This window comes from Candidatus Nomurabacteria bacterium (assembly GCA_020631905.1).
Taxonomy (GTDB): domain Bacteria; phylum Patescibacteriota; class Saccharimonadia; order Saccharimonadales; family VXPC01; genus JACKGQ01.
The window spans coordinates 736,305-759,533 of record JACKGQ010000001.1 but is presented as its reverse complement, the minus strand read 5'-3'; the positions used below and the strand labels follow the sequence as shown (position 1 = coordinate 759,533).

Below are 23,229 nucleotides of genomic sequence, written 5' to 3'. Positions count from 1 at the left end.
CCTAATTATATTAATCGCTCGCGTTCTTACTGCTGCTCGCCATAGATACTTAGTTTCGCGACTAATATATGATACCGAGAGGTAATGTTAACCACTTGCTTGCGTCTATTATAACATAAACCTTTAGATAATTGCTAATGACTTTTGATTAATTATTGTTATGTAAAAAATGCTAAATTGGTTGAGGCAGCTGTACTTTGTGCGCTTGAACGACAAGTGGTGGAGGTTCGGTACAATCTTATGATCATTACATATTTAAGCGTGGCTTATGTGTAATATGAAAGTAAATAAATATTGTAATAAAAGTGATCACATATACAATTAGCTTATGCTTAGAATAAAAATTGCTAGATCGGGCAGCGTAATCGTCATAGCATCGGCTGTATTTGTGACTGCGCTTGTGGTTTCGGCTGGGGCATATTATGTACTGGGACGAAACAATACGAACTCGAATGAGTACCGCGGTTATGAGCAAGGCATGTGTAACGAAGGTTACTACGAAGCATGGGGTGGTGGTGCGCCAACCGGTGATCCAAAACTAGATAATGTGTGCTTATCGAAGAGCGAAATAGATTCACGCGAAAAAGGTTTTGAAGAGGGCATGACTTTGAAACCAGTGATCATGCTATACGCCGATCAAGATACCGATTTTAGCTTGACACAGAAATTCGACGTCAGTGACTCGTTTATTTATCCTGCCTATAACCAAGACAATGGCTGGTATGGTACAGTCCTGGGTGGTCCAAACGGGGACATATTAGTTGATCATCGAGAATATGACTACCTATTTTGGGAAGGTGTGACTGCCGATAATTATGATTTTAGTACTGGCAATATTGTTACTAAAGCTGATACGACGGCTTTCCTCGAGCAAGCATTAGCAGCCTATGGGCTTAACGCTCGTGAAACAGGAGACTTTATTACATTTTGGGCACCTAAACTGATGAAACACGACTATAACATTATAAGTTTTGTGAACGACCAGTACGCTGCCAGTCATCCACTTGAGGTTACGCCGATGCCAGATTATGTTCAGCGGGTGTTTATGGTATATAAGCAGGCAACCGCCACCTCGAATGTTTCCAGAGTACAGACTTTTGAGCCGGTAGCGAAACGTCACGGCTTTTCGCTGATCGAGTGGGGTGGCCGAGAAATAGTAGATTAAGTGCCGAGCTGTTTTTGGCATCGACGTTGGTTGACAATAAATAACCCCATCCCGATAAGGGAGAAAGCGTAATCTTTTAACGTTTCTGGAAAATTTGAGCTCAGAAAAAAGTCTGTTTCTGGGGAGTGAGGGACTAAGTATAGTTGGCCAACTTCGGCCGAGAAATTCGCGATGGTGGCGCCAGCAACAACATACCCCGCTCGAGTAGTTCTTGAGCGGAATCTAGATGCCAGGGTTCCGGTTAACGCACCAATATAACCGAGAATCGGGTGTGACAGGCTTTCGCCAGCCTCGCGTAAAATATCTGGCCATTTCTGAAAGTAGCCGTGTCTTTGTCCATAGTATCCATAGACTGCCGTTGCTCCTAGAGTAGCTAAACTGGCGATGTGGTGCGCCACAATTTCTACCTTACTGCCCGATAGGTTGGCGAGATTTTCTTGTTCCAACATCAGATAATTCTACTCCATCAACTAGCTTTAAACATATTTAACAAGCAGTAATCGAGCAATTTCTAAATCTGGGTTTGCATCTAGCGCTAGCTATTAAGGTGTCTCGAGTTCTTCGATAAGGTCGTTTGTAGTACTTTGACCATCTTTTGATACGAGCATTTTTACTGTTTGCCGACTACTTACACCAGCTTCGAAATAACCAAATATATATGTGCAGGAGTCCGAGTCTGGAGTGCATATTTCGGCAACACAATAATCGTGGCTGCTAGTCTGATTAACAATCTTCGAGTTTAAGATGTTTCCGCATTTACGATATGGTTTTACTTTTGTAAACGAATTTTCCTGAGCGACCAATCGCAAAATATTTAGCTGGGACTGAAAGTCATTATTCTGAAGTGTGTTATTCGACACCCAGAAAACCGTCGGTTCTTGTTTTTGAACGATAACGTTGTCTACGAACAAAGCAAATTGTTCATTTTTTAAGACGTTCTTGTTTTTAAGGTGTGGTAGTAAAAATATTAAAAACGAAGCAATAATAATACCCGTAAAGATGATTGCAGACACTATGTGGTATCGCTTATACCTATCGTAGGAATCAGATGACATACCGCTAAATAATATATGACTCTAGCAAATAAGTATAACTATTTAGATTGTGTAATATTGGTGGTGATTCAGACAAATTTCAGAATTTGCCGGCAGACTATCTGGGTTATTAACAAATTTAAGGTAAAATATACTAATGCATAAGTATTTATTGGCGGATAACAGACTGCTTACCCCTACAATTCGACAGTTGACTTTAGAATGTGATGCCGACAGTGAACCAATTCTTCATCAACCCGGGCAGTACGCCGCGATTAGCCTGCGTGATCGGAAACGTCCGACCGCCTTTAGATGTTTTTCGATTGCATCTTCACCAACAAACCAACGGGTGTTGCAGTTTAGTATCCGTGTTGGAGGTAAATATACTTCGGCACTCGAGCGCCTCGAAAAGGGCGACGAAGTTGCCGTACGTGGGCCATTTGGCGCCTTCGTCTTAAACCAATACGAGCACAAAGATTTAGTGATGTTTGCTGGCGGAATTGGAGTGGCTCCGTTTATGAGCATGATTCGCTACGCGTCGGAGCTGAAGCTAGACAATAAACTTCACCTAGTTTATAGCAGCCGTAACCAGAACGAAATTGCGTTTTACACAGAGTTAAACCAACTGGCAAAACACAATCCGAACCTAACGATTACACATGTTATAGGGGAGGGTGGAACTGAGAAACTTGTCAATCAGCGCGCGCTTCAGGGCAGGCTAGATGCTCAACTATTATCTAAGCTGAATCTTGATTTCCGTACACAAACCTATATGACCTGTGGCCCACCGCCCTACATGAACGCAGTAATTAGTTTACTGAAAGAACATGGCGTAGACCGCGAGCGTATCTTATCGGAAGCCTTCAGCCAAAGTTCGGGTGGTCAAACTGGTAAACTGGCTATCTGGCCATTTAATATGTATGCCATGAGTGGGCTAGCACTGGCAATAATCGCATTTTCAATTGTCATCAATGACTTGTATAAGACCCTGCCAATACTCCAGGCCCAGGCTGATCAAGTAACGGTTGCTCCAACTGGCAGTACCCTAGACAATTCGGCAGGCTATAGCTTACATACTCGTGTTAATAGCTTGCAGCCTCAAGTAAGCACCGATCTAACCCAAGCACCCATAGTAAAAACAGTCCCGTCGAGCAGCTCATCATCTAGTGGTGCTGGGAGTTATAGTACAACTGTGCCGGTTACGCCACCTAGGAGCACAGTTTCGTGATTTTCCAGCAGTCAGGTCAGGCACTTGGCTCAAACATAGATCTGCGCATAGAGGCAAATAATCCAGACCAGGCAAACAAAGTATTTAAATCTCTGTGGGACAAAATATTCAGTTTCGAGGCAAAGTTTAGCCGATTTAAGGTTGAGAGTGAGCTATCTAAGTTTAACGCTAGAGCAGGTAAAGAAGTCGAAATATCCGAAGATTTTGCAAAATTTCTCGAAAAGGTTAAACAGATGTCGCGATTGACGGATGGTTTATTCAACCCATTTGTACTACCTGCGCTTCAGCGGGCAGGCTACACCAGATCGCTAATCGACGATAACCTATCTGGTACAGATTATAGTCAACGCATGATTGCCAACTGGTCAGCTCTAGAGCTTGGTGTGGGTAGGGCAAAGATACCCCGAGGCACGGCGATAGATATCGGTGGTATTGGCAAGGGCTACCTGGCCGACTCGTTAGCAGGTTGGTTGGATGAGTCCGGAACGGAGGTTTATTGTCTATCGCTTGGAGGTGATATTATCGCTCGCGGCGGTACATGGCCGATATATATTCAGTCGGCCAAAAAACGAGCAGAAGATGTAGCAGTATATGAAACAGATAGAAGCAGGTTTGCAGTTGCAACATCAGGACAAACTAGGCAACAAAATGGTCGGCTGCAGTCACATCAAATCGATGTATCTACGGGTGAGTTAAGTCTGTCAGAATTTGAAATTGCGACGGTTGTTTCTGAGACCGCAACGATTGCAGATGTATTGGCTAGTCTAGCCTTAATGCGCGGTCGAGATTTTGCACGGAGGTTTGTTGAATCTGGACATTTACAGGCAATATTGTTACAGTCAAGTGATAAAGTTTATGTCGACGGGGAAGGTATACAGCTATTAGGCAACAAAGATCTCGCGGCCGACAGAAAGAGGCGGGTCTTAAATGCGTAAATTTGTACTTCTGACAATTGCAATCAGCCTGATTGCAGTAGTTGCGATTTTTGGTCGTCAAAATAATCGAGTTGTCGAAGCTCAGTCGGCGACAAGCTCTGCTCAAGTGAGTGCAGCCGAGAGTCCTTCTGTGGCAGATGGTTTGGTGCAACGCTTAGAAAATTCATGGCCTTGGTATGTTGCACGTGCTTCGGGTATGTTGGCAGCAGTCTCTCTGATTATCCTGATGTTGTCGGGTATTGGGATGATTACTGGTCGAACATTTGGCTTTTTAGAACCAATAACCGCTTGGGCTTCGCATCGGGCGCTTGGTATAGTTTTTGGCCTTGCAGTGCTACTACATATCGGGTCACTGATGTTTGATAAGTTTGTGCCATTTGGCCTAACTCAGTTACTGGTACCTTTTTCCTCAGATTTTCGACCAGTGAGCTTATTTGGCTTTTCGCTGGGTTCACTGTATGTCGCTCTCGGTGTTTTGGCGCTATATTTGACGGTTGCTATCATCATCACTTCATTAGTTTGGATCAACAAAAAGCCTAAAATCTGGAAAGTGACTCACATATTGAGTTATTTAGTGATTATTTTTACGTTTGTTCACGCGCTAGCAATTGGAAGTGACTTGTCGGTAGCTTGGATGAGATGGCTCTGGATTGGCCTAGGATTACTTATTTTGTATGCTAGTTTAATGCGTTTCAGAAGGGCTTTCACAGTATGAAACTAAATCGAGAACTTCGTTCACATCGAAAAACAGTTACCAATCGTTTACTCTGGGTTTTGTTTTATCTGATTGTTATTGGTGGTATGGCAGTCTATGCGTATAAGTTATATAACCAGCATGAGAAATCACATATACCAAATGGTTATATAGAGCTGAAGCTAGATAAGGTTCAATACCAACTCGGGGAGTCGGTTGAGTTTACTGTAGTTAATCACTACCCGTCTCCAATATATGTCTTAAATCAGTGTCCCAACGAGCCACTCCATGTTTTTGAATGGCAAGACGAAGTCTGGGTACAGTTACACTCAAAGGCTGTTTCGAGCGATAGCGATTGCTATAAGCAACCTAGAAATGTGGCTATCGCAGCCGAAGCTAGCCGCAGCTATACATTCGACGATTGGCCAGATTTATTTGATCATCCAGGAGTGTATCGTGTTGTCATGGCGGTCGATCATAGTACAGACCTACCATATCAGGATTTCGTTGTTTTAAAGCCAGCAGAAGTAATCGAGCAAACTGTACCGGATAATTTGCCACCTCCAAAGGCAAATACAGATAATCGCATAAATGTTCGACACGACGACTACGAAGACGAGCACGAAACTGAGGATGATTAATATCAATCACAATGACTAAAACGGGCACTAAACTAGCTAGCGGAGTTGTTCACGATCTGCCAAAAGATTTCCGAGATGCAATTGCTGGGCATGATTTTGCCACTAAACTTTGGCAAGATATCACACCACTAGCTCGCAATGAATGGATCTGTTGGGTAACAGATGCTAAAAAAGCCGAAACTAGACAAAAGCGTATTATTGTCGGACTTGATAAGATGAAGAAAGGTATGCGGCGCCCCTGTTGCTGGGCAGGCTGCAAACATCGTTAATTCTGTTCGCTCGATACCTTGCGCAGAATAACGCCTTCGTGTGGCTTTAAGAATAAATAGCCATTACGAACGCTACAGTTTAAGCTGTTGTCGGTATTTAGAACACAGTCGTAATTATGCACGTCTAGCTTAATTGTTTGATCTTTGTATGACATATTTAAGGCTATTAATAATTCTTGGTCGTCTAACCTACGGTGATAGCAATATACGTCGATAGTGCTTAAATTATTCGATTCGTAGCTACCATAAACTAAGGCGGGGATTTCAGCTCGAAGTTGGATGAGTCGTTTGTAAAGACTCAAGACAGAGCTTGGGTCGTGTTGTTCGATGTCAACATTAAATACATTATAGTCTTTAGCGATAGGTAGCCATGGTTCGCCATTTGTGAAACCTGCCCCTGGCTGATTGGCCCACTGCATTGGGGTTCGTTCTGGATCGCGACCAGGCCGATTTGTCTGTTTGCTTACTGGGTCGTGGATTTGGGCTTGGGGTATGTCTGTGTCGTGCATACCGATTTCGTCGCCATAATAAATAATCGGCATGCCCCTAAGAGTCATCTGAAGCATAGCAGCAACTCGAATTTGATGGCTACCAGCCCGGTCGGAGATCCTAACCACATCGTGATTACTTAAGGCGTGGTTTGGCCATTCATGTGGTTTTAGCCTAGTTTCGTATTCTTCGACAAACTGACGGATTGTCTGGGCGTCCCAATGAAGTTGAGAAAACCTGATATTGATTGGTGCGAAGCGATCTGGATTGCTGTGATCGTGATGCCAACGAAGATTGTCGAGACCGGCGTAATCTTCGGAGATCATAAATAATTGTCTGTCTGGGTAGTCGTTAAATACTTGATCGAAGTACTCATACAGTAGATACAAGTCCGGGTGGTGTTGAGTGAGGCTATGAATAAACTTTGTATAATCCCATCGACCCGGTCGCCAATCTGGGTTTAGAGGTTCATCGCGGAATTCAGGGTCTTTAAAAACATGCGCAAAAGCATCCGTGCGGAAGCCGTCTACACCGCGATCGATCCAGAAGCGCAAGATATCAATCATGGCTTGTTTAACCTCTGGATTGCGCCAATTTAAGTCTGGCTGCTCTGTTAGGAAGGTATGCAGGTAGAACTGATTGGTTGTCTCATCCAATTTCCAGGCTGAGCCCCCAAACATCGAAATCCAGTTATTCGGCGGCTCTCCATTTGGTTTTGGGTCGCGCCAGATATACCAGTTTCTTTTAGGGTTTTCACGACTAGACTTTGATTCGATAAACCATTTATGTTCCTCAGATGTATGGTTGATAACATAATCCATGACGATTTTAATGTCTCGTGCATGGGCCTGCTTGACGAGTTCATCGAAATCTTCAAGGCTACCAAACAACGAGTCTATGCTCGTATAGTCTGAAATATCATAGCCAAAATCTTTCATTGGAGATGGATATATCGGTGAAAGCCAGATACTATTCACGCCCAAATCTTTTAGATAGTCGAGCCGCTTGGTAATACCGCGAAGGTCGCCCACGCCATCGTCATCTATATCTTGAAAACTCCGAGGGTATATCTGATACATGACCCCGGCACCCTGCAGTGGGGTATTTTTGTTTTCGAACATAAACTAATCTTATCATGCCTATGCTTAAAATGTTACAATGTGCCTTAATGTCAGAGCATAAGCGTAATGTGGGAGCGGTAGTTGTATCGAAGGGAGTGTCATTTCGTGTTTGGGCTCCTTTTGCGGACAGCGTAGACGTGGTTGGTGACTTTACCGTCGAACCAATCGCCATGAAATCGGAAGGTGATGGCTACTGGCATTGCCTTGTTAAGCAAGCAATGGTGGGTCAGAAATATCAATACGCTGTTCATCGAAACGAGCAGATATTCTACCGGAACGATCCAATGGCGCTGTATATGCCAACCGCTAAAGGTCCATCCGTTATACCAGACACAAGTTTTGATTGGCAGGATGACAGCTTTGTGCCACCACCTTTAAATCAACAAATAATCTACGAATTACATGTCGGCACGTTTTATCGACCAAACCCATCTACTCAAGCTAATTTCGAAAATGTCATCGAGAAACTCGATCATCTTGCCGAGCTTGGAATTAATATGATTGAGCTCATGCCGATAAGCGCTATGTATAACGATCAGGGCTGGGGTTATGCACCTATCTACATTCACGCTATCGAAAGTATTTACGGCGGTCTCTTCGGGTTCAAAACTCTAGTGCGTGAAGCCCATAAGCGGGGGATCGGTGTAATCGTGGATGTAGTTTACAACCACTTCTATCAAGATATCGAACACGGACTCTGGAGGTTTGATGGGTGGTATGAGAACGATGGGGGTGGAATATACTTCTATAATGATTGGCGTGGTAATACTCCATGGGGTCTTCGACCAGATTTTGGCAGGCCTGAAGTACGACAATATCTTTTAGATAATGCATTAATGTTCTTGAGCGACTGCCATGTAGATTCGTTACGGCTTGATTCGACTCACTACCTTCACAATGTAAAAGGCAACAGTCAGCTTATGGGCGATAACTTGCCAGAAGCATGGAATTTTATGCAGGGGCTTAACCAGTTAGCAAAAAGTATCGACGAGCATAAAACCATCATTGCCGAAGACCATGCCGATAATGAGTACATCACAAAACCAATCTCACAAGGTGGTGCGGGCTTCGATGCACAGTGGGACTTAGGGTGCCCGTATGTGTTAAGAGATACTTTGTGGTCTTCGAACGCAAGCGAGATAAACTTAGCTGGGCTGCTCTATCTGTTGAATCATAGGTTTAATGACAGGGCGTTCGAACGCATAGGTTTTGTCGACTCACACGACTCGGCTGCCAACGGGATGGTACGGTTTAGCAACGCCATCTCTCCAAAAGACCCCGAGAGCAAGTTTGCAAAGCAGAGGCAACTGATTGCTTTTGGGATTATTACGACTGCCCCGCTTGTGCCGATGCTGCTTCAGGGACAAGAATTCATGGAAGCAGGTGATTTTAACGACTGGCGATCTTTAGATTGGCGGAAATCAGATAAACATCAAGGCATCGTCTTAGCCCATCAACATTTAATTAGTCTACGTAAAAATACAGCCAATGTTAGCAGTGGACTTCTAGGTGAGCACTTGAATGTCTCGCACATTGATGACAACAATAAGGTTGTAGCCTATCATCGCTGGGATAACGGTGGCCCAGGCGATGATGTAGTTGTTGTTATAAATTGCAGCAATCAATCGTTTGAAAGTTATGAGATTGGTTTCCCAAGGAACGGCTTGTGGAGGGTTAGATTTAATAGTACTTGGGCTGGATATTCGGATGACTTTTCAGATATCTTGGTTGCAGATGTATTTGTTGACAACGGGCGCGGATGTTTCAATCTGCCGGAAAATTGTATTTTGATTTTGTCTCAAGATAGTTAAAGGTTAATAATTCTTGTTTGCTATACTGTCTGTTACTTTATAAACAAGGCAAAAAAGTTTGAATCGGATTCTAGCTGTAGATATTCTGCGTGGTTATTTCATATTCGTAATCATCATTGATCATTTAGGAAGATTTCCAGGGCTATTCGAATTATTCACTGGGAAGGGACAGTTATGGGTGTCTGCTGCCGAGGGATTCTTCTTTGTTTCGGGTATGATGATTGGCTTGGTTAGAGGTAAGAGGGCGCTCAATAAACCTTTTCGGCAAGTTGCCAAGAAGATACTTTCAAGGGCTTGGGTGCTTTACATATGGAGTGTCGTGCTGACGCTTGGGTTTACGGCAGTTGGCATAATGCTATCTGGACACGAGGGAGTTAAGCCGGGCTTAACAGCCTCGCGCGATTACATACAAATCTTTAGAGATACATTAAGCTTAAACTATGCTTATGGCTGGACAGATTTTCTGGCCTTATACGTCAAGTTTATGGTGTTTGCACCTGTTGCTATTTGGCTGCTACGGAAAAACATGTGGTATTTAGTGTTGGCTGCAAGTGGTTATATCTGGTATCAAAGTGGCATTGCTCATGACCAGGGCTGGCAGATATTATTTTTCGGAGGCACGATACTTGGTTACTATTTGGATAAAATTGAGTCAACGGTACTCGGATGGAAGAAGTATTGGCAAAGACTGTGGCTATACGCAATTTATGGCCTGACCATTGGTTCGTTGATTGTTAGTATATATGCGGTCCACGGAAGAACCGTATTAGAAACCATGAATATGAGTGTGCCAAACTGGCTTGTTGAAAGTCAGGCGGTAATTAATCAAACTTTTGGTGCCCATTTTGAGCGGATCTCATTACAGTTGCCACGTCTGGCGATGTTCTGCCTATGGTTTGCTGCGTTGTATGTTTTAACTCGCCGCTATGAAACTTTAATAATCAATAAGACTAAAGATTTTTTTACTTTGTTTGGTCAAAACTCACTCTACGTTTTTATTATGCAAGGTATAGTAATTTTCTTTGTCGATCTATTCTTGCCAAGAGGAAATCAATTCATCTTTAACGTGTTAATAAATACCTGCGGACTTATGTTTTTTTATACAATTACGAAACGCGAAATATTGTTTAAGGTTGTGCCCCGATAAAATACTAGACATTCACAAAGTGCTCATGTATATTTCTTAGCCATGTACACATACATTCTGATCGCACATATTATTGCAGCTAGTGCGTCAGTTGGCTCTATTTTCTTTAGTATGTTCTCTAAACGAAAGTCCTATTACGTTTATAGTTCAAGTTTAGTCGCCACAGCCGCCAGTGGTGTAGCGATGATTTTTCTAGGAGCAGATACAGTAATGGTTTGTGTCAGACTCGCTAGTTTAGTTGGTGTAGCTGTTATCTTTAGGCTACTAGTAGTTAATAACTTTGCTCGAGCTAAGAGCTAAAAATCTCTATCGTTATATTTTCCCGTCCCACACCGTAGTTAATTAATTGCTCTCTTACGGATTGCATCATTGGTGTCGGTCCGCAGATATAAAAATCTAGTTTTGCTAGGTCCTTGCTGATGTATTTTCGAATAATATCCGGGGTGATAAAGCCGACCTCGATATTTCGACCCTTAGAATTTTCGCTGAGTACATCTACATAACGGCGACCAAGCGCGAGTTTGAGCTCTTTACGCATAAAGGTGCTCTGAAGATTATGGTTGCAGTTGAATAGAAATATGTGCTTATTTTTACTGGCTAAAGCGTGCTCAATAAACGGTATTACTCCAATACCGCCAGCGATTAAGACGGTTGGTTTTTTGGCACTAATCTTTTTAGTAAAATTACCATATGGCCCATCTAACTTAACCGTTTGTCCAATCTGCAGTTTATTAAATCTGGAGGTAGATGATCCATGAAGCTTTACGATTAAGTTGAGTGTTTTATCTTTTCGTATCTGTTGAGATACAGTCAATGGGTATCCATACTGGAATAATCTAGATTTGATAAATATATATTGACCAGGCAAAGATTTTAAGGGTTTTTTGATGGGTTCGAATGTAAAGCGGTATATTTTTGGATTTAATTCTTTTTTTGCGATTAATTTATAAGAAATCTGGCCAAAACCGAAGAAATGGATAGTCTGCAATACTATAGTTACTAGATACAAAAATACTATCAAGAAGAAACCAACTAAGGCTGGATCAGAATTAGACAATACTCGGCTCAAGCTGTATGCGTGCACAAACCCGAGTGGGAGCGCTAAGTGTAAGGTAAGCCGCAAATATCTAGGTAAACTTGCCGAGGGCTTAAATCTATTCACGATGTACGCTAACCAGAATACAGCTAGAGTTAGTATCGCTAGTTTGCCGATGATCACTGCTGGCAAAGAGAAGCCAGCAATTCTCGGTAAGATAGTTGCTAAAATTTCCCAGCCATATGTATACGCAGTGATTATTGGGTGAATAAGTAACAATACTGATGCAAGCAGAGTGAGCTGTGTGGTAATCGAACGAGTTAGAGTTAGGTCTCTTGTGAATTTTCTAACAATCAGTCGATTACTCAATACAGTTTGCCAAAATAAAAAAAATAACCCAATCCAACCTGTCGCCTGAGCGAGCCATGCGATATATGCATTTAGAGCAACTGTACTAAAACCCTGGTAGCTAGGGATATCACTAAAACCTAAAACAATCGCTGCCGAAAGAAACGCAAACAGCACCAACAGCCCCCGATGTTTGTTATAAACTCGCATATTTCTGGCATCAAGTATAGCAGGGATAAACCGCTTTGGCCACGCTTGAGCTAGCTATCTGCTATACTGGCTGGGCAATAATTAGGAGAGAAAATGTCGGATATTAGTTATCTAGTTGACACTCAAGAACAGCAATCGCTGACTGATAGATTTTACGAAAAAGACTACACCCAGAAATGGCCTGGACTAACCCATAAACACGCGAAAGAAATTGGCGATGAGATTGGTGTTGATTGGTCGATCGTAGATCTTGGGCAGTTCATACAGGGTATAAAAGAGGAAATGGAGCACGGTCATCAGTATGGACCAAATACAAAAGTCCATGATGATGACTATGTTGTGAGTGGTCGGATTGCATATGCACATTTACTTGAACGTGTAGATTACTACACTGCGTTAGAAATTATGGAAAAAGAGGGTGAGCGCAAATTTGAGGCGGGTCAAGCGGCTCAAAAAAAATGGGTTGCCGACCAACGCGCTAAACACCAAGGTACTTGGGATAGCGCTTGCGCCGAGGGTGTATAATAGAACTACTAAGCAAGGGAGGAAAGCATGGCATTTGACACTACAGATATGGGCCCAAACCCTTGGGTCGTCGATATCGAAGAGTTAACAACTAGCAACGACAAGTTTAGGGTAGCAAAGTGGACCGGCACGTACTTTCAAATGACAGTTATGAGTATTAAGCCTGGCGAAGAAGTTGGGCTAGAAGTTCATCACGATGTCGATCAGTTCTTGCGACTCGAGCAAGGCAAAGCCAAGGTTGTGATGGGCCCAAGCGAAGACAATCTAGACAAAGAGTGGACAGCTGAAGATGACTGGGCGATTTTTGTTCCCGCCGGCACCTGGCACAACATCATTAATGATGGCGACGAAGACCTCAAGCTTTACAGCATATATGCCAAGCCAGAGCACCCTCATGGCACAGTTCACGAAGACTACGCCGAAGCCATGGATGCTGAACACAGTCACTAGGCAATCGCTTGAACAACAACCGAAAAGTTCTTTGCTACACGTTTAGAACATACCCGCACATCAGTAGTTTGGGGGGTATTTTTGATGATGTAGTTATTCTTGGAGCAATCAAGCGAGATCTAAAGGTCGTGTTTGACAGGCTGCCAGACTATAACAAAGTGGTTGGAGTAGCTAGAACAAATACTTATAGCCGCTCAGAGCCTGTTGCGATAAACCAGTTTAACAAGGGTAAGATTAATCGAAACGGTGCCGAAGATCTAGCGCTTAGTTTAGATTGGTCGTTTCCAGCCGCTAAACGACCAACAAAGACCTTCTGTAATTATGCAGCCTATATGGTGCAACAATATATAGAAAGCTCAGGACTTTCAATCAAACACAGTTTTGTACATATAAACGATCGTGATTTAAGTAAGCTCGACTATAGCCACATTGTTACGACCGCGGCGGAGTAAAATAAACCCATATTGCTCAAACCTAGCGATGTCGGAGTCTAGGTTTAGTTTTTCTGCTCGTAAGCCAGCTTTAATAGCCCCTGTATCCAAAAAAGTTCTGGCTTCAGACTTACTGCTTGCCAAGCCGAGCTCAGTTAACAAGCCGGGGATATCGTTTAGCTGATTTCGGTTTTTTAAGATAACCGGGAGTTCCGTTTTAAGACTATTAGCTATCTCTTCGTTAACTTCCGTTTCAGTTGCTGCAAAAATAATCCCAGTTACTGCCTGCACAGTTGCTAGGTTATCTTGGCCGTGCACAAGCCGGGTTACTTCCTCGGCTAGGCGTTTCTGAGCTTTGCGCAGGTGAGGTTCGGCTCGGTGTTGTTCCATGAGCTGATCGATGGTTTCTTTATCGAGTTCGGTGTAAATCTTTAGGTAGTATTCCACCCCTTCGTCGTCGAGGTTTAGCCAAAATTGGTAGAACTTGTATGGGCTAGTTAGGTTGGGGTCTAGCCAGACTGCGCCCTCTTCGCTTTTACCGAATTTTTTACCAGTAGCCTGGTTTATAACGAGCTTATTAGTAATCACATTAACTTCGCTACCACGAGCCCGGCGAATTAGGTCGACTCCTGACAAGCAGTTACCCCACTGATCACTTCCACCAAGTTGCAAGGTACAGCCGTAGTTATCGAAAAGGTACAGGTAATCCATGCCTTGGAGCAGGGTATAGCTAAACTCGGTATAGCTGATACCTTCGCCACCTTCACCCATACGCTTGGCGATGTAATCGCGCTGCACGAGTGGGGTCATCGAGTAGTGCTTGCCGATGTCGCGCAGAAATTCGAGCACAGTCATGTCTTTGGTCCAGTCTAAATTGTTAACTAGAGTGTAGTCCAAGCCACTAAAGATCTTCCCTAGTTGTACTTTGGCAGCCTCGACGTTGGCAGTGATGGTTTCGACAGTTTGCATAGGTCGTTCTTTGTCTTTGCCACCTGGGTCGCCAATTAAACTTGTAGCTCCACCGGCTAAGATGATGGCTTTATGGCCATGTCTAATCATCGCTCGGTCTAGCATCATAGCTGCTAAATTACCGATGGTTTGCGAAGGCGCAGAAGCATCGAAGCCATGATAGAAAGTGACGGTCTGATTGTCTAGCTGGCTTAGGTCGCTATAGGTTGAGTCTTGGACAAATCCGCGCCATTGGAGTTCTTCTGATAATGTCATTTTGTATATCCTTATTTACGTAATAAAACCCTAAAAAAATCTCTAGTCACCCCAACGGGGTATAGTTTAGATAAGAGTTTCGGTACGTTTGCATCAGATTAAGTTTACAACATTTAATAGCGCATGTCAGCTTGCAACAAAACTGAGACGCGCTATAATCCATAAGCACTTAGTAAATCTCTAAAGAAAGGGCGAGTTCTTTATGACCAAATCTGTATCAACTAAGAGTTTAGTACTCGGGGTAGTGATCATATTTGCGCTTATATTGCCATCTCTGACCAAGGTAGAAGCGCATAACGGAGGAGCCGATAACTCTAATGATAGCTCTAAAACTGAATCAGAATCGGAGACCGAACACGCGGTCGATGAGGGCGAAGTTGAGCGACGACTTCACGACTATCAGGAACATGCCGCAGAAGCTCGACATGAACGACAAGACGACTCCGAGCGGACCGAGGCAAGATTGCTAGAGCGAAAAACGAAGTGCGAGGAACGTAAAGATCGAATCGCCGATAAGATGAATGGCCTTCATGGTCGTGGCGTAGCATTTGGCCAAAAAGTTGATTCGTTTGTAAAACGTATCGATAATTTCGTGACCACAAATAACCTAGTAGTCGATAACTACGATCAACTTCTGGCAAATGTTGAGTCGGCTCAGACCAAATTGGCAGAATCGCTAACGGTTGCTGCACAACTACGGACGGGCTTTAGTTGTGAAGACCCCGACGAGGCACTCGATGATGTCGATGCCTATAAAGCAGCTTTAGCGCAGGTAAAACTCGATGCCAAAGCAGTAATTAGTGAGGTAAAAGCTCTTGCTAACGCTGTTAAACAAGCGGCACAAGAGCAGTTAAACCTCGCAGACGACAACGATTCGGAAACTAATTAGCTATAGGTGGGACAAATGATAAAATTTAACAACAAAGGCACAGCGCATTTTGTAGCAATATTACTAGTACTTTTGGTAGCGGTAGTAGGTTACGCAGGATATGTAGTTTTCTATCAAGAAGACCCCGAGGTAGTCGATACTGGAGATTATACTAGCCAGACAAGTGATCAGTCTGCAGATACCGAGCCAGTTAAGTCGACGGAAGATATAGATAAAGGTATCCAAGATATCGAGAAGGTCGATTTAAATAGTCAATTAGACACTAGCGACTTAGACGCCGAACTTCAGGGAATATAAGCTGTAAGGTCTATATATCTTGAACCAAACTGAGCTTGATCAGCCACTAGATGACTTATTTGAACTATACATCAAACAGAGCCTAGACGAATTACCGCAAGACTATATAGCAAATTTAAATAATGTAGCTATTACAACAGCAGATTATCCTGACGTTTACCAAACTAAAAAATCGAGCTTAAAAAATGGCCAGTTACTACTTGGTTTATACGAAGGTATCCCGCTCAGCCGCCGCGGTACAGGTACTACGATGGCCCTCCCGGACAAAATTACTTTGTTCAGGATCCCCTTACTAAAAGTTTCTAAATCGTCTAGCGAACTCCAGGCAAAGATAAAACAGACATTATGGCACGAGATTGCCCATTATTATGGACTAAACCATCACGACATGGCAAAACTACAACAAGCCAACAAACAGGCTAAGCTATAATATAGTTTAAGTATGGACAGTGTTAGCTTGCTACTAATTGCAAATCTCTCAGGCTTAATATTGCTGGCGTTCTTTGTGGCATCTAGAAAGTCGAATAGTCCAGATATCGCCGAAGAGCTAAAAGACAATCGCAAGGAGTTGGCCTCTAGCCTCAAAGATAGTTCCGACAGCATCAACAAACAGTTGCTGGGAGTTACAAAAATTCAAAGTGACGCTTTGAGTAAGTTAGGTGAGCAGATTGAGCGTCGTTTGATGTCGCTTCAGGAAGATAACAACAAACAGCTCGATCGAATGCGTCAAACTGTCGATGAGAAGCTGCAAAGTACTCTAGAAAAACGTCTGGGTGAAAGTTTTAGGCAAGTTGGTAAACAACTCGAAAGCGTTCATAAAGGTCTTGGGGAAATGCAAACACTCGCTACGGGTGTAGGAGATCTACAACGGGTCTTAAGTAACGTAAAAACCCGCGGTGCCTGGGGAGAAGCACAGTTAGGGGCATTGCTCGAAGAAATACTAAATCCCGAACAGTATTTAACCAATGTAGTAACCAAGCAGGGATCGAACGATCCAGTCGAATTTGCGCTAAAAATACCTGGTAAAGACAGTCAAGTATTACTGTTGCCAATTGACGCCAAGCTACCTCTTGATCGCTACGAGGCACTCCTAAAAGCTCAGGAGCAAGCCGATAAAGTCGCTCATAGTGAAGCACTCAAAGCGTTCGAGAATCAGATAAAGTTAGAAGCAAAGCGGATTAGCGAGAAGTACATCGATCCTCCGTCAACAACAGATTTCGCAGTCATGTATCTACCCATCGAAGGTCTGTATGCTGAAGTTGTCCAGCAGACAGGCATGGTTGATAGTTTGCGCAAGAAATATAATGTCGCGATTGCGGGTCCCACAACTATCTTACCAATCCTAAACTTTGTGCAGATGGGTTATAGAACCCTAGCGATTCAAAAACGCACTAGTGAGGTTTGGCAGGTACTTACGGCTACAAGAGAAGAGTTCAGTAAGTTTGGCGATCTTATGGATAAAGCCAAGAAAAAACTGGTCGAAGCGAGTAACGTAATTGACTCAGCGACTGCCAAGAGCCGGAACATAGAAGGTAAGCTGAACAAAGTCCAGCGAATTGCAGCACCAGAAAAAAGCGACGAACAAGATGCTGCCTGAGATTCACTGGTTCGGTCCTGGGTATGATGATGCTCATTATCCCGATGGACAGCCAGAGACAGTAATAGTGTACGTCCATGGTTGGGGAGTCAAGTGGCCGAGCAAGGGTTTATTTGTCGATATCGCGCGCTATTTGGCAACAAAAGGCCACACTAGCGCATTATTTGATATGAGCGATTTTGATGCCGGAGGGAACGCCACGTTTTTACCGCTTACAGACCAGCAAGATAGGCTGAGGGCAGTGATTGGACTAGTCCAAAGTATATATCCAGGAGTAAAGATTGCATTTGTTGCGCATAGCCTTGGTTGTCGGGTATTGGCTTCACTTTATCCCGAATTAGAAAGACTAATTTACAAAGCATTTTTCTTGGCTCCTGCAGTAGGTATGCGCCATGGTGGTTTTATGAACTACATGGCTAGAAAACATAATGCCTGGCAAGATGCAGACGGGCTAAAGTTTTATCGTAAAGATGGCACGATTAGTCTGGTGCCAAACAGGTTTATGCAAGAGTTTGACCGGGATTGGGACACAATCTATGAGCGAGAGCTACATAAACCAAATAATACAATTATCTTGGCAGAGTCCGACGCGCGGACAGCAGACCAAGACAAGATGCTTGCAGCTTGTGGTGCGATAACACTCCAAGCTAGTGACCACAATTTTACGGGCTCGAGTCGAGCCAGTCTTGCTGAATTAATCGCGACACAGCTAGCTTAGAAATTGCTTCTGCTTGCATATATTCACAGCTAAGAAATAAAATTACTAGATGAAAGAAAGCTTGCCATGGCTAAAGAAGCCGAGTATGCCGGCCAACGTGACCGAACTCGATCGTCTTCAGTATTATCGCGATTTAGTCGAGGAACACCGGCAAAACCATCAGATTGTAAACATGTTTCAAGCGATAGCACCCGGCGAAGCAAGTCGAACATTTTCCAGCCCCGATTTAGCTAGAATTGACGAAAGGGCACGCTATCGGCTGGAGCGTTTGTGGGGAAATCCGATTAGACTCGTCTTGCACTTACTGCAGTCTACGAGCGATGGTCGGATAAATTTGGAGAATAGTCAGATGGTCGCCTTGATCGAGTTACCCGAGCTAAGTCCACCACCTTCATCGCGCGAGATTGAGATTCACGAGATGCGAATTCGACGCTTCTTAGATAATCCATCGGTTGGCGACAAAGTTTTACCAAAAATAGTAGTTCCGAGACTAAGAGTGGATTATATCGAGCCGGCACGCACAGAGTTGGTGCCGAGGGTTATTGATAACGGAACTCGAGACGGCTTACACTACTCGGTTGCCAGGCATATACCTCAAGATATCAGGAGGTGTAAGCCATTAATTGGAGAAGCTTCCCGGGCCGCCATACGCGAAGCCTTAAATGTTTTTAATACAGAATGGTATAGCGCGGAGGCACCACAAGAGTACCCAGCCGATATGCAGTTTGAATTTTTGAATTTAGAAGAAGTTATTGCTTGGTTTGGAGCTGATGTCAAATTCACTCAGGCTAATGATGAAAATTGGGAATTATTATCTAGTGCGCCGAATATACTCGCTCGGCGAGGTTTTGGGTCGATCAAAACATTCGTCTACGACCTCAATAGATGTCAGGGACTACCTGGGCTCAACGCTTTATATGATTTGGTCGGTGGTGAGATAGATCGGTACACGATTTATCAGGACTAACGGAAATTGTTGAAGCTCAGAGGAAACTCGAACTCTTTACTACGGACTAGCTGCATGGCTGTTTGGAGTTCATCTTTTTTAGGGCTCATTACACGCACTGCTTCCCCCTGAATCATCACTTTTAGCTTGGGCATTTCGTCGCGAAACAGCTTGGTAAGCTTCTTGGCGTCGTCGCCCTTTAGGCCACTTCTAAACGGCACAGTCCAATACATCTGCAGATTGGTTTCGGTCGGTTCAGCACTGGTGTCGAAAGTTTTTTGGTTGAGGCCACGTTTGGCAGCCACTTTACGGACCATATCTATAAGGGCATCGAGTTGAAACTGCTGGTCGGCCGTAAACTTAAAACCCTGTTTATCGTCGAGCCAATCAATACTTGCGCTGGTACCTTTAAGGTCGTAACGGCTAGCCAGCTCGCGCTTTACTTGGTCGAAAACATTATTCATCTCGCCGGCGTCGTAAGTACTCTCGATATCAAAACTAAAGTTAGCCATAAACTCAAGTATACTATACCCATGATAGTCAAAGAATTTCGTTTAAAGCTGTATCCTGCAGATTATTACAGACAAAGAAATTATTACTTAAATACATTGGGATTTAAGATTACTCATGAATGGGACAGGCAAGACAGTAAGGGTGTAATGTTCCAGATTGGTGGCGCTACCCTAGAATTTATGTGGCCAGTTGAAGAAGGTTTAAAAGATATAGCAACGGGCAGTGGTCTTTCATTGGAGGTCGAGGATGTCGATTCGTTGTATCTTAAGCTTAAAGACGATGTAAGTATTGGGCACGAATTAAGGAATAATCCATGGGGCGACAGATCCTTTGGGATCATCGATCCAGAAGGTTATAACATCTCATTCTTTACTAAACATGATAAATAGATTTTTAGATACAGATGGTTGCGTAACAGTCTGGCCAAAAAAGCAGTCAGATAAAGTGCTCGTGTTAGACTATCTTGCAACCAAGTTTGATGCCAACAAAACCTATACAGAGCTTGAGGTTAACGAGATCTTAAAACTATGGCATACATTTAGCGATTGGCCACTGCTGCGTAGAGAACTAGTCGACCGCGGCTACATGCAGCGCGATCGATCTGGGTATGAGTACAAACTTAGTTGCTTGGTGATAAATATTGCTAGGCATGGACAAACAGACGATAACCTAGCTGGGATAATCTCTTACCCACAAGCAAAACTAACCGATAAAGGTGTACAGCAGGCAATCGAACTAGCTAGAGATGTGAAAGAAAAAGGACAAGACTTTGATTATATTATCTGTTCACCAATAGCTCGCGCGGTTGCTACTGCAGAAATAATTGCTCAACAATTAGGTGGTAAAAAAATATACCAAGACAAAAGACTTGTCGAAGGTGATTTTAAGAAGTGGGAGGGGAGGTCGATCGAAGAGCTGGATAGGTATTTTGGTTCGGATAAATTAGATTGGAATGCCTATCTTGATTTAGATTTTGGCGGAGAAATCGAAAGTTACGTTGATACATCGATGCGACTAAGAAGTTTTCTGTTCGAGCGCAGAGACGAACTATGCAATAACAGGGTTTTACTCATAAGTCATAATCAAACCATCAAATGTTTACAAAAAATGGCATATGGCTTTTGTGACAACGAGAATATCAATAACTCCCAACTGTACACAATGGTCGTGCGAGAGCGTGTGTTTCGATGAAAACCTTGTTCATTCATCGATCGGTCGGTAATAATCTTATCAACGACAGTAGATTATATAATCGATTATATAAATCAAACGCTGGCCAATTCGCTGACTACGATAACAACACGGGCATCTTACGTACAATAAGTAGCAGTTTAAAGTTGGGACTAAGTTTCCCTAATAACAATACTCGGCCAGTCGATTATGCTCTGCTGTTTTCGGAGTTAGGTGCTAAAGAGTATTCCGAACTCTATAAACTTGTCATGAGTTACGACCGGATAATAATTAAATCTTGCTATCCAAACTCAAACATCAAGAACGACCAAGAACTCCAGCAGATCAAAGATTACTACCTGCGAATTAAAAAGCATTTCACTAAAACCAAAAAGCAATTGATTATTATGACTTCACCACCTTTACGACCCAGCTCTACATCATCCGAAAACGCTGCTCGCGCTCGTAAATTGGCAAACTGGTTGGCTGGGCAAAAATTTGGCAAGAATATCGGGGTCTTCGACTTTTTTGATCTGTTAGCCAACAAGCAAAATTATTTGAAGAGAGAATACCGAAGATTAATCTGGCTAGACAATCATCCAAACAAGCGAGCAGCGATCGAAATTGCTCCAAAGTTCATAGAAGTACTTGAAGCATAAGCATAGATGTGCTATAATAAGGTTATGAGTAGATTTAACTCAACAATTTGTATGTATCAGATGTCGGTGTCTACCGGTGTCCTTGCTAATGGCAAGGCAGATATTGAGCGTACAGGTGTCATGAGTTAACTATTATCTAGACAATTCGTAAGTCGCGGTACGCTCCCGAAACAGGGAGCTTTTAAGTTATCAATCAATCTTCGGGAGTAAACCGAGTCTTGGGAATTCTCTCAAGGCCAAAATGGGTGTCCAGCCCAAGTACATTAAGGAGAAGTGATGTTTGGATCGGTTATGGAATTCAGCGTCGAGCAGTGTGATGAGGATCCGATTGAGGTCCGCATGGCTGCGCTCAGGCGTGAGGATATGCCCGAGTTCATTCTCAATGGTGGGATGCAGAGCCGTGTTGTGAACCGCTACCTTGGCAGGCAGACTGCCCCTGTGCTCGAAGATGAGTACGACTGGTTTGACAAGCAGCGCAATGCTGCTGATCAGATTGGGTGGGGCATTTACGTCAAGGTGGGTGACACATGGCAGGTGATCGGTAACAGTGGCTTCAATAATGTGGCTACCAACACCATGTTCCGCCGGGCAACCAGTGGCTTCTTGATCTTCCGCCCCGAATACTGGGGCAAGAGGATTGCTAGCCACTGCCATCGAGCGCGCACCATGTATGCGTTCGACGAGTTGGGCATCAGCTGCATCTACTCCGGCGTCTTCGGCCCCAATCAGGGCTCGGCTAAGGCGCTCGAGCAGGTTGGCTACGTCCAGACAGGTGTGAACCGCAACGAAGGCATGCACCAAGGGCAGTTTCTGCACCACATGCATTATGAGTGCATTAACCCAGCGGATTGGGCATGGAATGCCTGGTGGTGGGACGGCTCGCCTGGGCAGAAGTGGCTGGAGGCGCGCGAGCGCACCCAAGCAGCCCTCGAGTGGGCCCGTGCCAACGTTATCTACGTCTAGCTAGAATTTTCTAGCCGGTGCTGGCGCCGCCCACCAGCAGACTTAGCCCTCGGTATATCCGAGGGCTATTAATTTGAGCTTACGCTTGCCTAGTGAAGTTCTGGTTGGCTATGATCATAATCATAAAGTGAGGTTGTATATGGCAGAAGTTAGACAACAGGGAACTCCGATCGAAGAGCTGGACTGGGTAATTGATAATACAGCTTTAGGTAATCTGGAGTGGGGTCACGCAGCAGGTGTAGCTGTAATTGGATCTAATACTTGGCGGGTGAAGGGTCGAGACTGGCAGAGCCAAGAAGGTATTGAAGATATCAGGGTTGGCTACCATCCCTACAAGAATTCAGGCTACCCAAGAATTCCTTGGTCGCTTAACTACATCACTATCAAATACGCAGCCGGTAAACCACTGGACATTGACCCACAAAGATACGAGCGAGATAACGCAGTTATTCGACGAGCCGAAAGAGTTCTGTACGTGGCATGTTTAGCAGTACATATTGAAGGTGGCAGACTACCAGGAGCTACTAAACACTACTGTCAATCGTGTGAGGCAGAAACACCGGTCATCAGACTTGTCGAGCGACCTCATGGCATCGAAGGCGCAGTTATGCCGGGTAGTGAGCATTGTGAATGTGCTCGCTGCGGAGATGTAGTTTCGGATATGGCCACAACTACAGTGCGCGAATGATTATCGTCGATCGCGAAAAATAATCTGCATT

The 23,229-nt window shown here is 43.8% G+C and carries 29 protein-coding genes; 23 read left to right on the top strand and 6 right to left on the bottom strand.

The window, feature by feature from the left end:
• Window positions 1-328: 328 nt before the first annotated feature.
• Window positions 329-1,165: a hypothetical protein gene (locus H6798_03980; protein MCB9821666.1), complete on the top strand. Its 837-nt coding sequence runs from the start codon at window positions 329-331 to the stop codon at window positions 1,163-1,165.
• On the opposite strand, the gene H6798_03975 is transcribed toward H6798_03980, so the two are convergent.
• Together H6798_03975 and H6798_03970 are read right to left on the bottom strand one after the other, a co-directional pair.
• Entirely contained in the window at window positions 1,162-1,614 is a 453-nt protein-coding gene (locus H6798_03975; protein MCB9821665.1) for a hypothetical protein, read from the bottom strand. The two genes, H6798_03980 and H6798_03975, sit on opposite strands and share 4 nt — an antisense overlap.
• Before the next feature lie 93 nt (window positions 1,615-1,707).
• Entirely contained in the window at window positions 1,708-2,220 is a 513-nt protein-coding gene (locus H6798_03970; protein MCB9821664.1) for a hypothetical protein, read from the bottom strand.
• 136 nt (window positions 2,221-2,356) lie between these two features.
• Here H6798_03970 and H6798_03965 point away from each other — a divergent pair, with 136 nt between their 5' ends.
• Genes H6798_03965 through H6798_03945 form a run of 5 tightly spaced genes read left to right on the top strand, consistent with a single transcriptional unit; the run spans window position 2,357 to window position 5,966 of the window.
• Window positions 2,357-3,427: an FAD-dependent oxidoreductase gene (locus H6798_03965; GenBank protein MCB9821663.1), complete on the top strand. Its 1,071-nt coding sequence runs from the start codon at window positions 2,357-2,359 to the stop codon at window positions 3,425-3,427.
• Window positions 3,424-4,362: an FAD:protein FMN transferase gene (locus tag H6798_03960; protein ID MCB9821662.1), complete on the top strand. Its 939-nt coding sequence runs from the start codon at window positions 3,424-3,426 to the stop codon at window positions 4,360-4,362. The genes H6798_03965 and H6798_03960 overlap by 4 nt, the downstream gene beginning before the upstream one ends.
• Entirely contained in the window at window positions 4,355-5,077 is a 723-nt protein-coding gene (locus H6798_03955; protein ID MCB9821661.1) for a ferric reductase-like transmembrane domain-containing protein, read from the top strand. The genes H6798_03960 and H6798_03955 overlap by 8 nt, the downstream gene beginning before the upstream one ends.
• A complete protein-coding gene (locus tag H6798_03950) occupies window positions 5,074-5,697 on the top strand; it encodes a hypothetical protein (protein ID MCB9821660.1) in 624 nt (207 codons plus the stop codon). Before H6798_03955 ends, H6798_03950 begins: the two co-directional genes overlap by 4 nt.
• Window positions 5,698-5,708: 11 nt before the next feature.
• A complete protein-coding gene (locus H6798_03945) occupies window positions 5,709-5,966 on the top strand; it encodes a YdeI/OmpD-associated family protein (GenBank protein MCB9821659.1) in 258 nt (85 codons plus the stop codon).
• Here H6798_03945 and H6798_03940 read toward each other — a convergent pair.
• Window positions 5,963-7,576, bottom strand: coding sequence for a DUF3459 domain-containing protein (locus tag H6798_03940; protein MCB9821658.1), 1,614 nt, complete (start codon window positions 7,574-7,576; stop codon window positions 5,963-5,965). The two genes, H6798_03945 and H6798_03940, sit on opposite strands and share 4 nt — an antisense overlap.
• Window positions 7,577-7,623: 47 nt before the next feature.
• On the opposite strand from H6798_03940, the gene H6798_03935 reads away from it, so the two are divergent.
• From H6798_03935 to H6798_03925, 3 genes are read left to right on the top strand one after another with little or no spacing between them, the layout of a single operon-like run.
• A complete protein-coding gene (locus H6798_03935; protein ID MCB9821657.1) occupies window positions 7,624-9,387 on the top strand; it encodes an alpha amylase C-terminal domain-containing protein in 1,764 nt (587 codons plus the stop codon).
• A gap of 58 nt (window positions 9,388-9,445) precedes the next feature.
• Window positions 9,446-10,534 (top strand): OpgC domain-containing protein, encoded by a 1,089-nt coding sequence (opgC, locus tag H6798_03930; protein MCB9821656.1) that lies wholly within the window; start codon window positions 9,446-9,448, stop codon window positions 10,532-10,534.
• 42 nt (window positions 10,535-10,576) lie between these two features.
• Window positions 10,577-10,834 (top strand): hypothetical protein, encoded by a 258-nt coding sequence (locus tag H6798_03925; protein ID MCB9821655.1) that lies wholly within the window; start codon window positions 10,577-10,579, stop codon window positions 10,832-10,834.
• On the opposite strand, the gene H6798_03920 is transcribed toward H6798_03925, so the two are convergent.
• On the bottom strand, window positions 10,824-12,128 hold the full coding sequence (locus tag H6798_03920; GenBank protein MCB9821654.1) for a hypothetical protein: 1,305 nt from the start codon (window positions 12,126-12,128) through the stop codon (window positions 10,824-10,826). The genes H6798_03925 and H6798_03920 overlap by 11 nt on opposite strands.
• Window positions 12,129-12,221: 93 nt before the next feature.
• On the opposite strand from H6798_03920, the gene H6798_03915 reads away from it, so the two are divergent.
• Genes H6798_03915 through H6798_03905 form a run of 3 tightly spaced genes read left to right on the top strand, consistent with a single transcriptional unit; the run spans window position 12,222 to window position 13,555 of the window.
• A complete protein-coding gene (locus H6798_03915; protein ID MCB9821653.1) occupies window positions 12,222-12,653 on the top strand; it encodes a hypothetical protein in 432 nt (143 codons plus the stop codon).
• Between the two features lie 27 nt (window positions 12,654-12,680).
• The gene (locus H6798_03910) at window positions 12,681-13,103 is read left to right on the top strand and encodes a cupin domain-containing protein (GenBank protein ID MCB9821652.1); all 423 of its coding nucleotides are present in this window, start codon (window positions 12,681-12,683) and stop codon (window positions 13,101-13,103) included.
• Between the two features lie 8 nt (window positions 13,104-13,111).
• Window positions 13,112-13,555: a hypothetical protein gene (locus tag H6798_03905; GenBank protein MCB9821651.1), complete on the top strand. Its 444-nt coding sequence runs from the start codon at window positions 13,112-13,114 to the stop codon at window positions 13,553-13,555.
• Here the strand turns inward: H6798_03905 and H6798_03900 are convergent.
• A complete protein-coding gene (locus H6798_03900) occupies window positions 13,508-14,758 on the bottom strand; it encodes a tyrosine--tRNA ligase (GenBank protein MCB9821650.1) in 1,251 nt (416 codons plus the stop codon). The two genes, H6798_03905 and H6798_03900, sit on opposite strands and share 48 nt — an antisense overlap.
• A 202-nt stretch (window positions 14,759-14,960) precedes the next feature.
• On the opposite strand from H6798_03900, the gene H6798_03895 reads away from it, so the two are divergent.
• Genes H6798_03895 through H6798_03870 form a run of 6 tightly spaced genes read left to right on the top strand, consistent with a single transcriptional unit; the run spans window position 14,961 to window position 19,226 of the window.
• Window positions 14,961-15,647 (top strand): hypothetical protein, encoded by a 687-nt coding sequence (locus H6798_03895; GenBank protein ID MCB9821649.1) that lies wholly within the window; start codon window positions 14,961-14,963, stop codon window positions 15,645-15,647.
• 15 nt (window positions 15,648-15,662) lie between these two features.
• Window positions 15,663-15,944, top strand: a complete 282-nt coding sequence (locus tag H6798_03890; GenBank protein MCB9821648.1) for a hypothetical protein — start codon at window positions 15,663-15,665, stop codon at window positions 15,942-15,944.
• Window positions 15,945-15,963: 19 nt separating this feature from the next.
• The gene (locus H6798_03885) at window positions 15,964-16,374 is read left to right on the top strand and encodes a metallopeptidase family protein (protein MCB9821647.1); all 411 of its coding nucleotides are present in this window, start codon (window positions 15,964-15,966) and stop codon (window positions 16,372-16,374) included.
• Window positions 16,375-16,386: 12 nt separating this feature from the next.
• Window positions 16,387-17,541, top strand: coding sequence for a DNA recombination protein RmuC (locus tag H6798_03880; GenBank protein MCB9821646.1), 1,155 nt, complete (start codon window positions 16,387-16,389; stop codon window positions 17,539-17,541).
• A complete protein-coding gene (locus H6798_03875) occupies window positions 17,531-18,259 on the top strand; it encodes a hypothetical protein (protein ID MCB9821645.1) in 729 nt (242 codons plus the stop codon). Before H6798_03880 ends, H6798_03875 begins: the two co-directional genes overlap by 11 nt.
• Before the next feature lie 49 nt (window positions 18,260-18,308).
• Entirely contained in the window at window positions 18,309-19,226 is a 918-nt protein-coding gene (locus H6798_03870) for a hypothetical protein (GenBank protein MCB9821644.1), read from the top strand.
• Here H6798_03870 and H6798_03865 read toward each other — a convergent pair.
• The gene (locus H6798_03865) at window positions 19,223-19,717 is read right to left on the bottom strand and encodes a YajQ family cyclic di-GMP-binding protein (protein MCB9821643.1); all 495 of its coding nucleotides are present in this window, start codon (window positions 19,715-19,717) and stop codon (window positions 19,223-19,225) included. The two genes, H6798_03870 and H6798_03865, sit on opposite strands and share 4 nt — an antisense overlap.
• A gap of 21 nt (window positions 19,718-19,738) precedes the next feature.
• On the opposite strand from H6798_03865, the gene H6798_03860 reads away from it, so the two are divergent.
• The 5 genes from H6798_03860 (at window position 19,739) to H6798_03840 (ending at window position 23,198) form a co-directional block, all read left to right on the top strand.
• On the top strand, window positions 19,739-20,107 hold the full coding sequence (locus tag H6798_03860) for a VOC family protein (GenBank protein ID MCB9821642.1): 369 nt from the start codon (window positions 19,739-19,741) through the stop codon (window positions 20,105-20,107).
• On the top strand, window positions 20,097-20,909 hold the full coding sequence (locus H6798_03855; protein ID MCB9821641.1) for a histidine phosphatase family protein: 813 nt from the start codon (window positions 20,097-20,099) through the stop codon (window positions 20,907-20,909). The genes H6798_03860 and H6798_03855 overlap by 11 nt, the downstream gene beginning before the upstream one ends.
• Window positions 20,906-21,547: a hypothetical protein gene (locus H6798_03850; GenBank protein ID MCB9821640.1), complete on the top strand. Its 642-nt coding sequence runs from the start codon at window positions 20,906-20,908 to the stop codon at window positions 21,545-21,547. The genes H6798_03855 and H6798_03850 overlap by 4 nt, the downstream gene beginning before the upstream one ends.
• A 276-nt stretch (window positions 21,548-21,823) precedes the next feature.
• Entirely contained in the window at window positions 21,824-22,510 is a 687-nt protein-coding gene (locus tag H6798_03845) for a GNAT family N-acetyltransferase (GenBank protein ID MCB9821639.1), read from the top strand.
• A 139-nt stretch (window positions 22,511-22,649) separates the two neighbouring features.
• Entirely contained in the window at window positions 22,650-23,198 is a 549-nt protein-coding gene (locus tag H6798_03840; protein ID MCB9821638.1) for a hypothetical protein, read from the top strand.
• The last annotated feature ends 31 nt before the right edge of the window (window positions 23,199-23,229 follow it).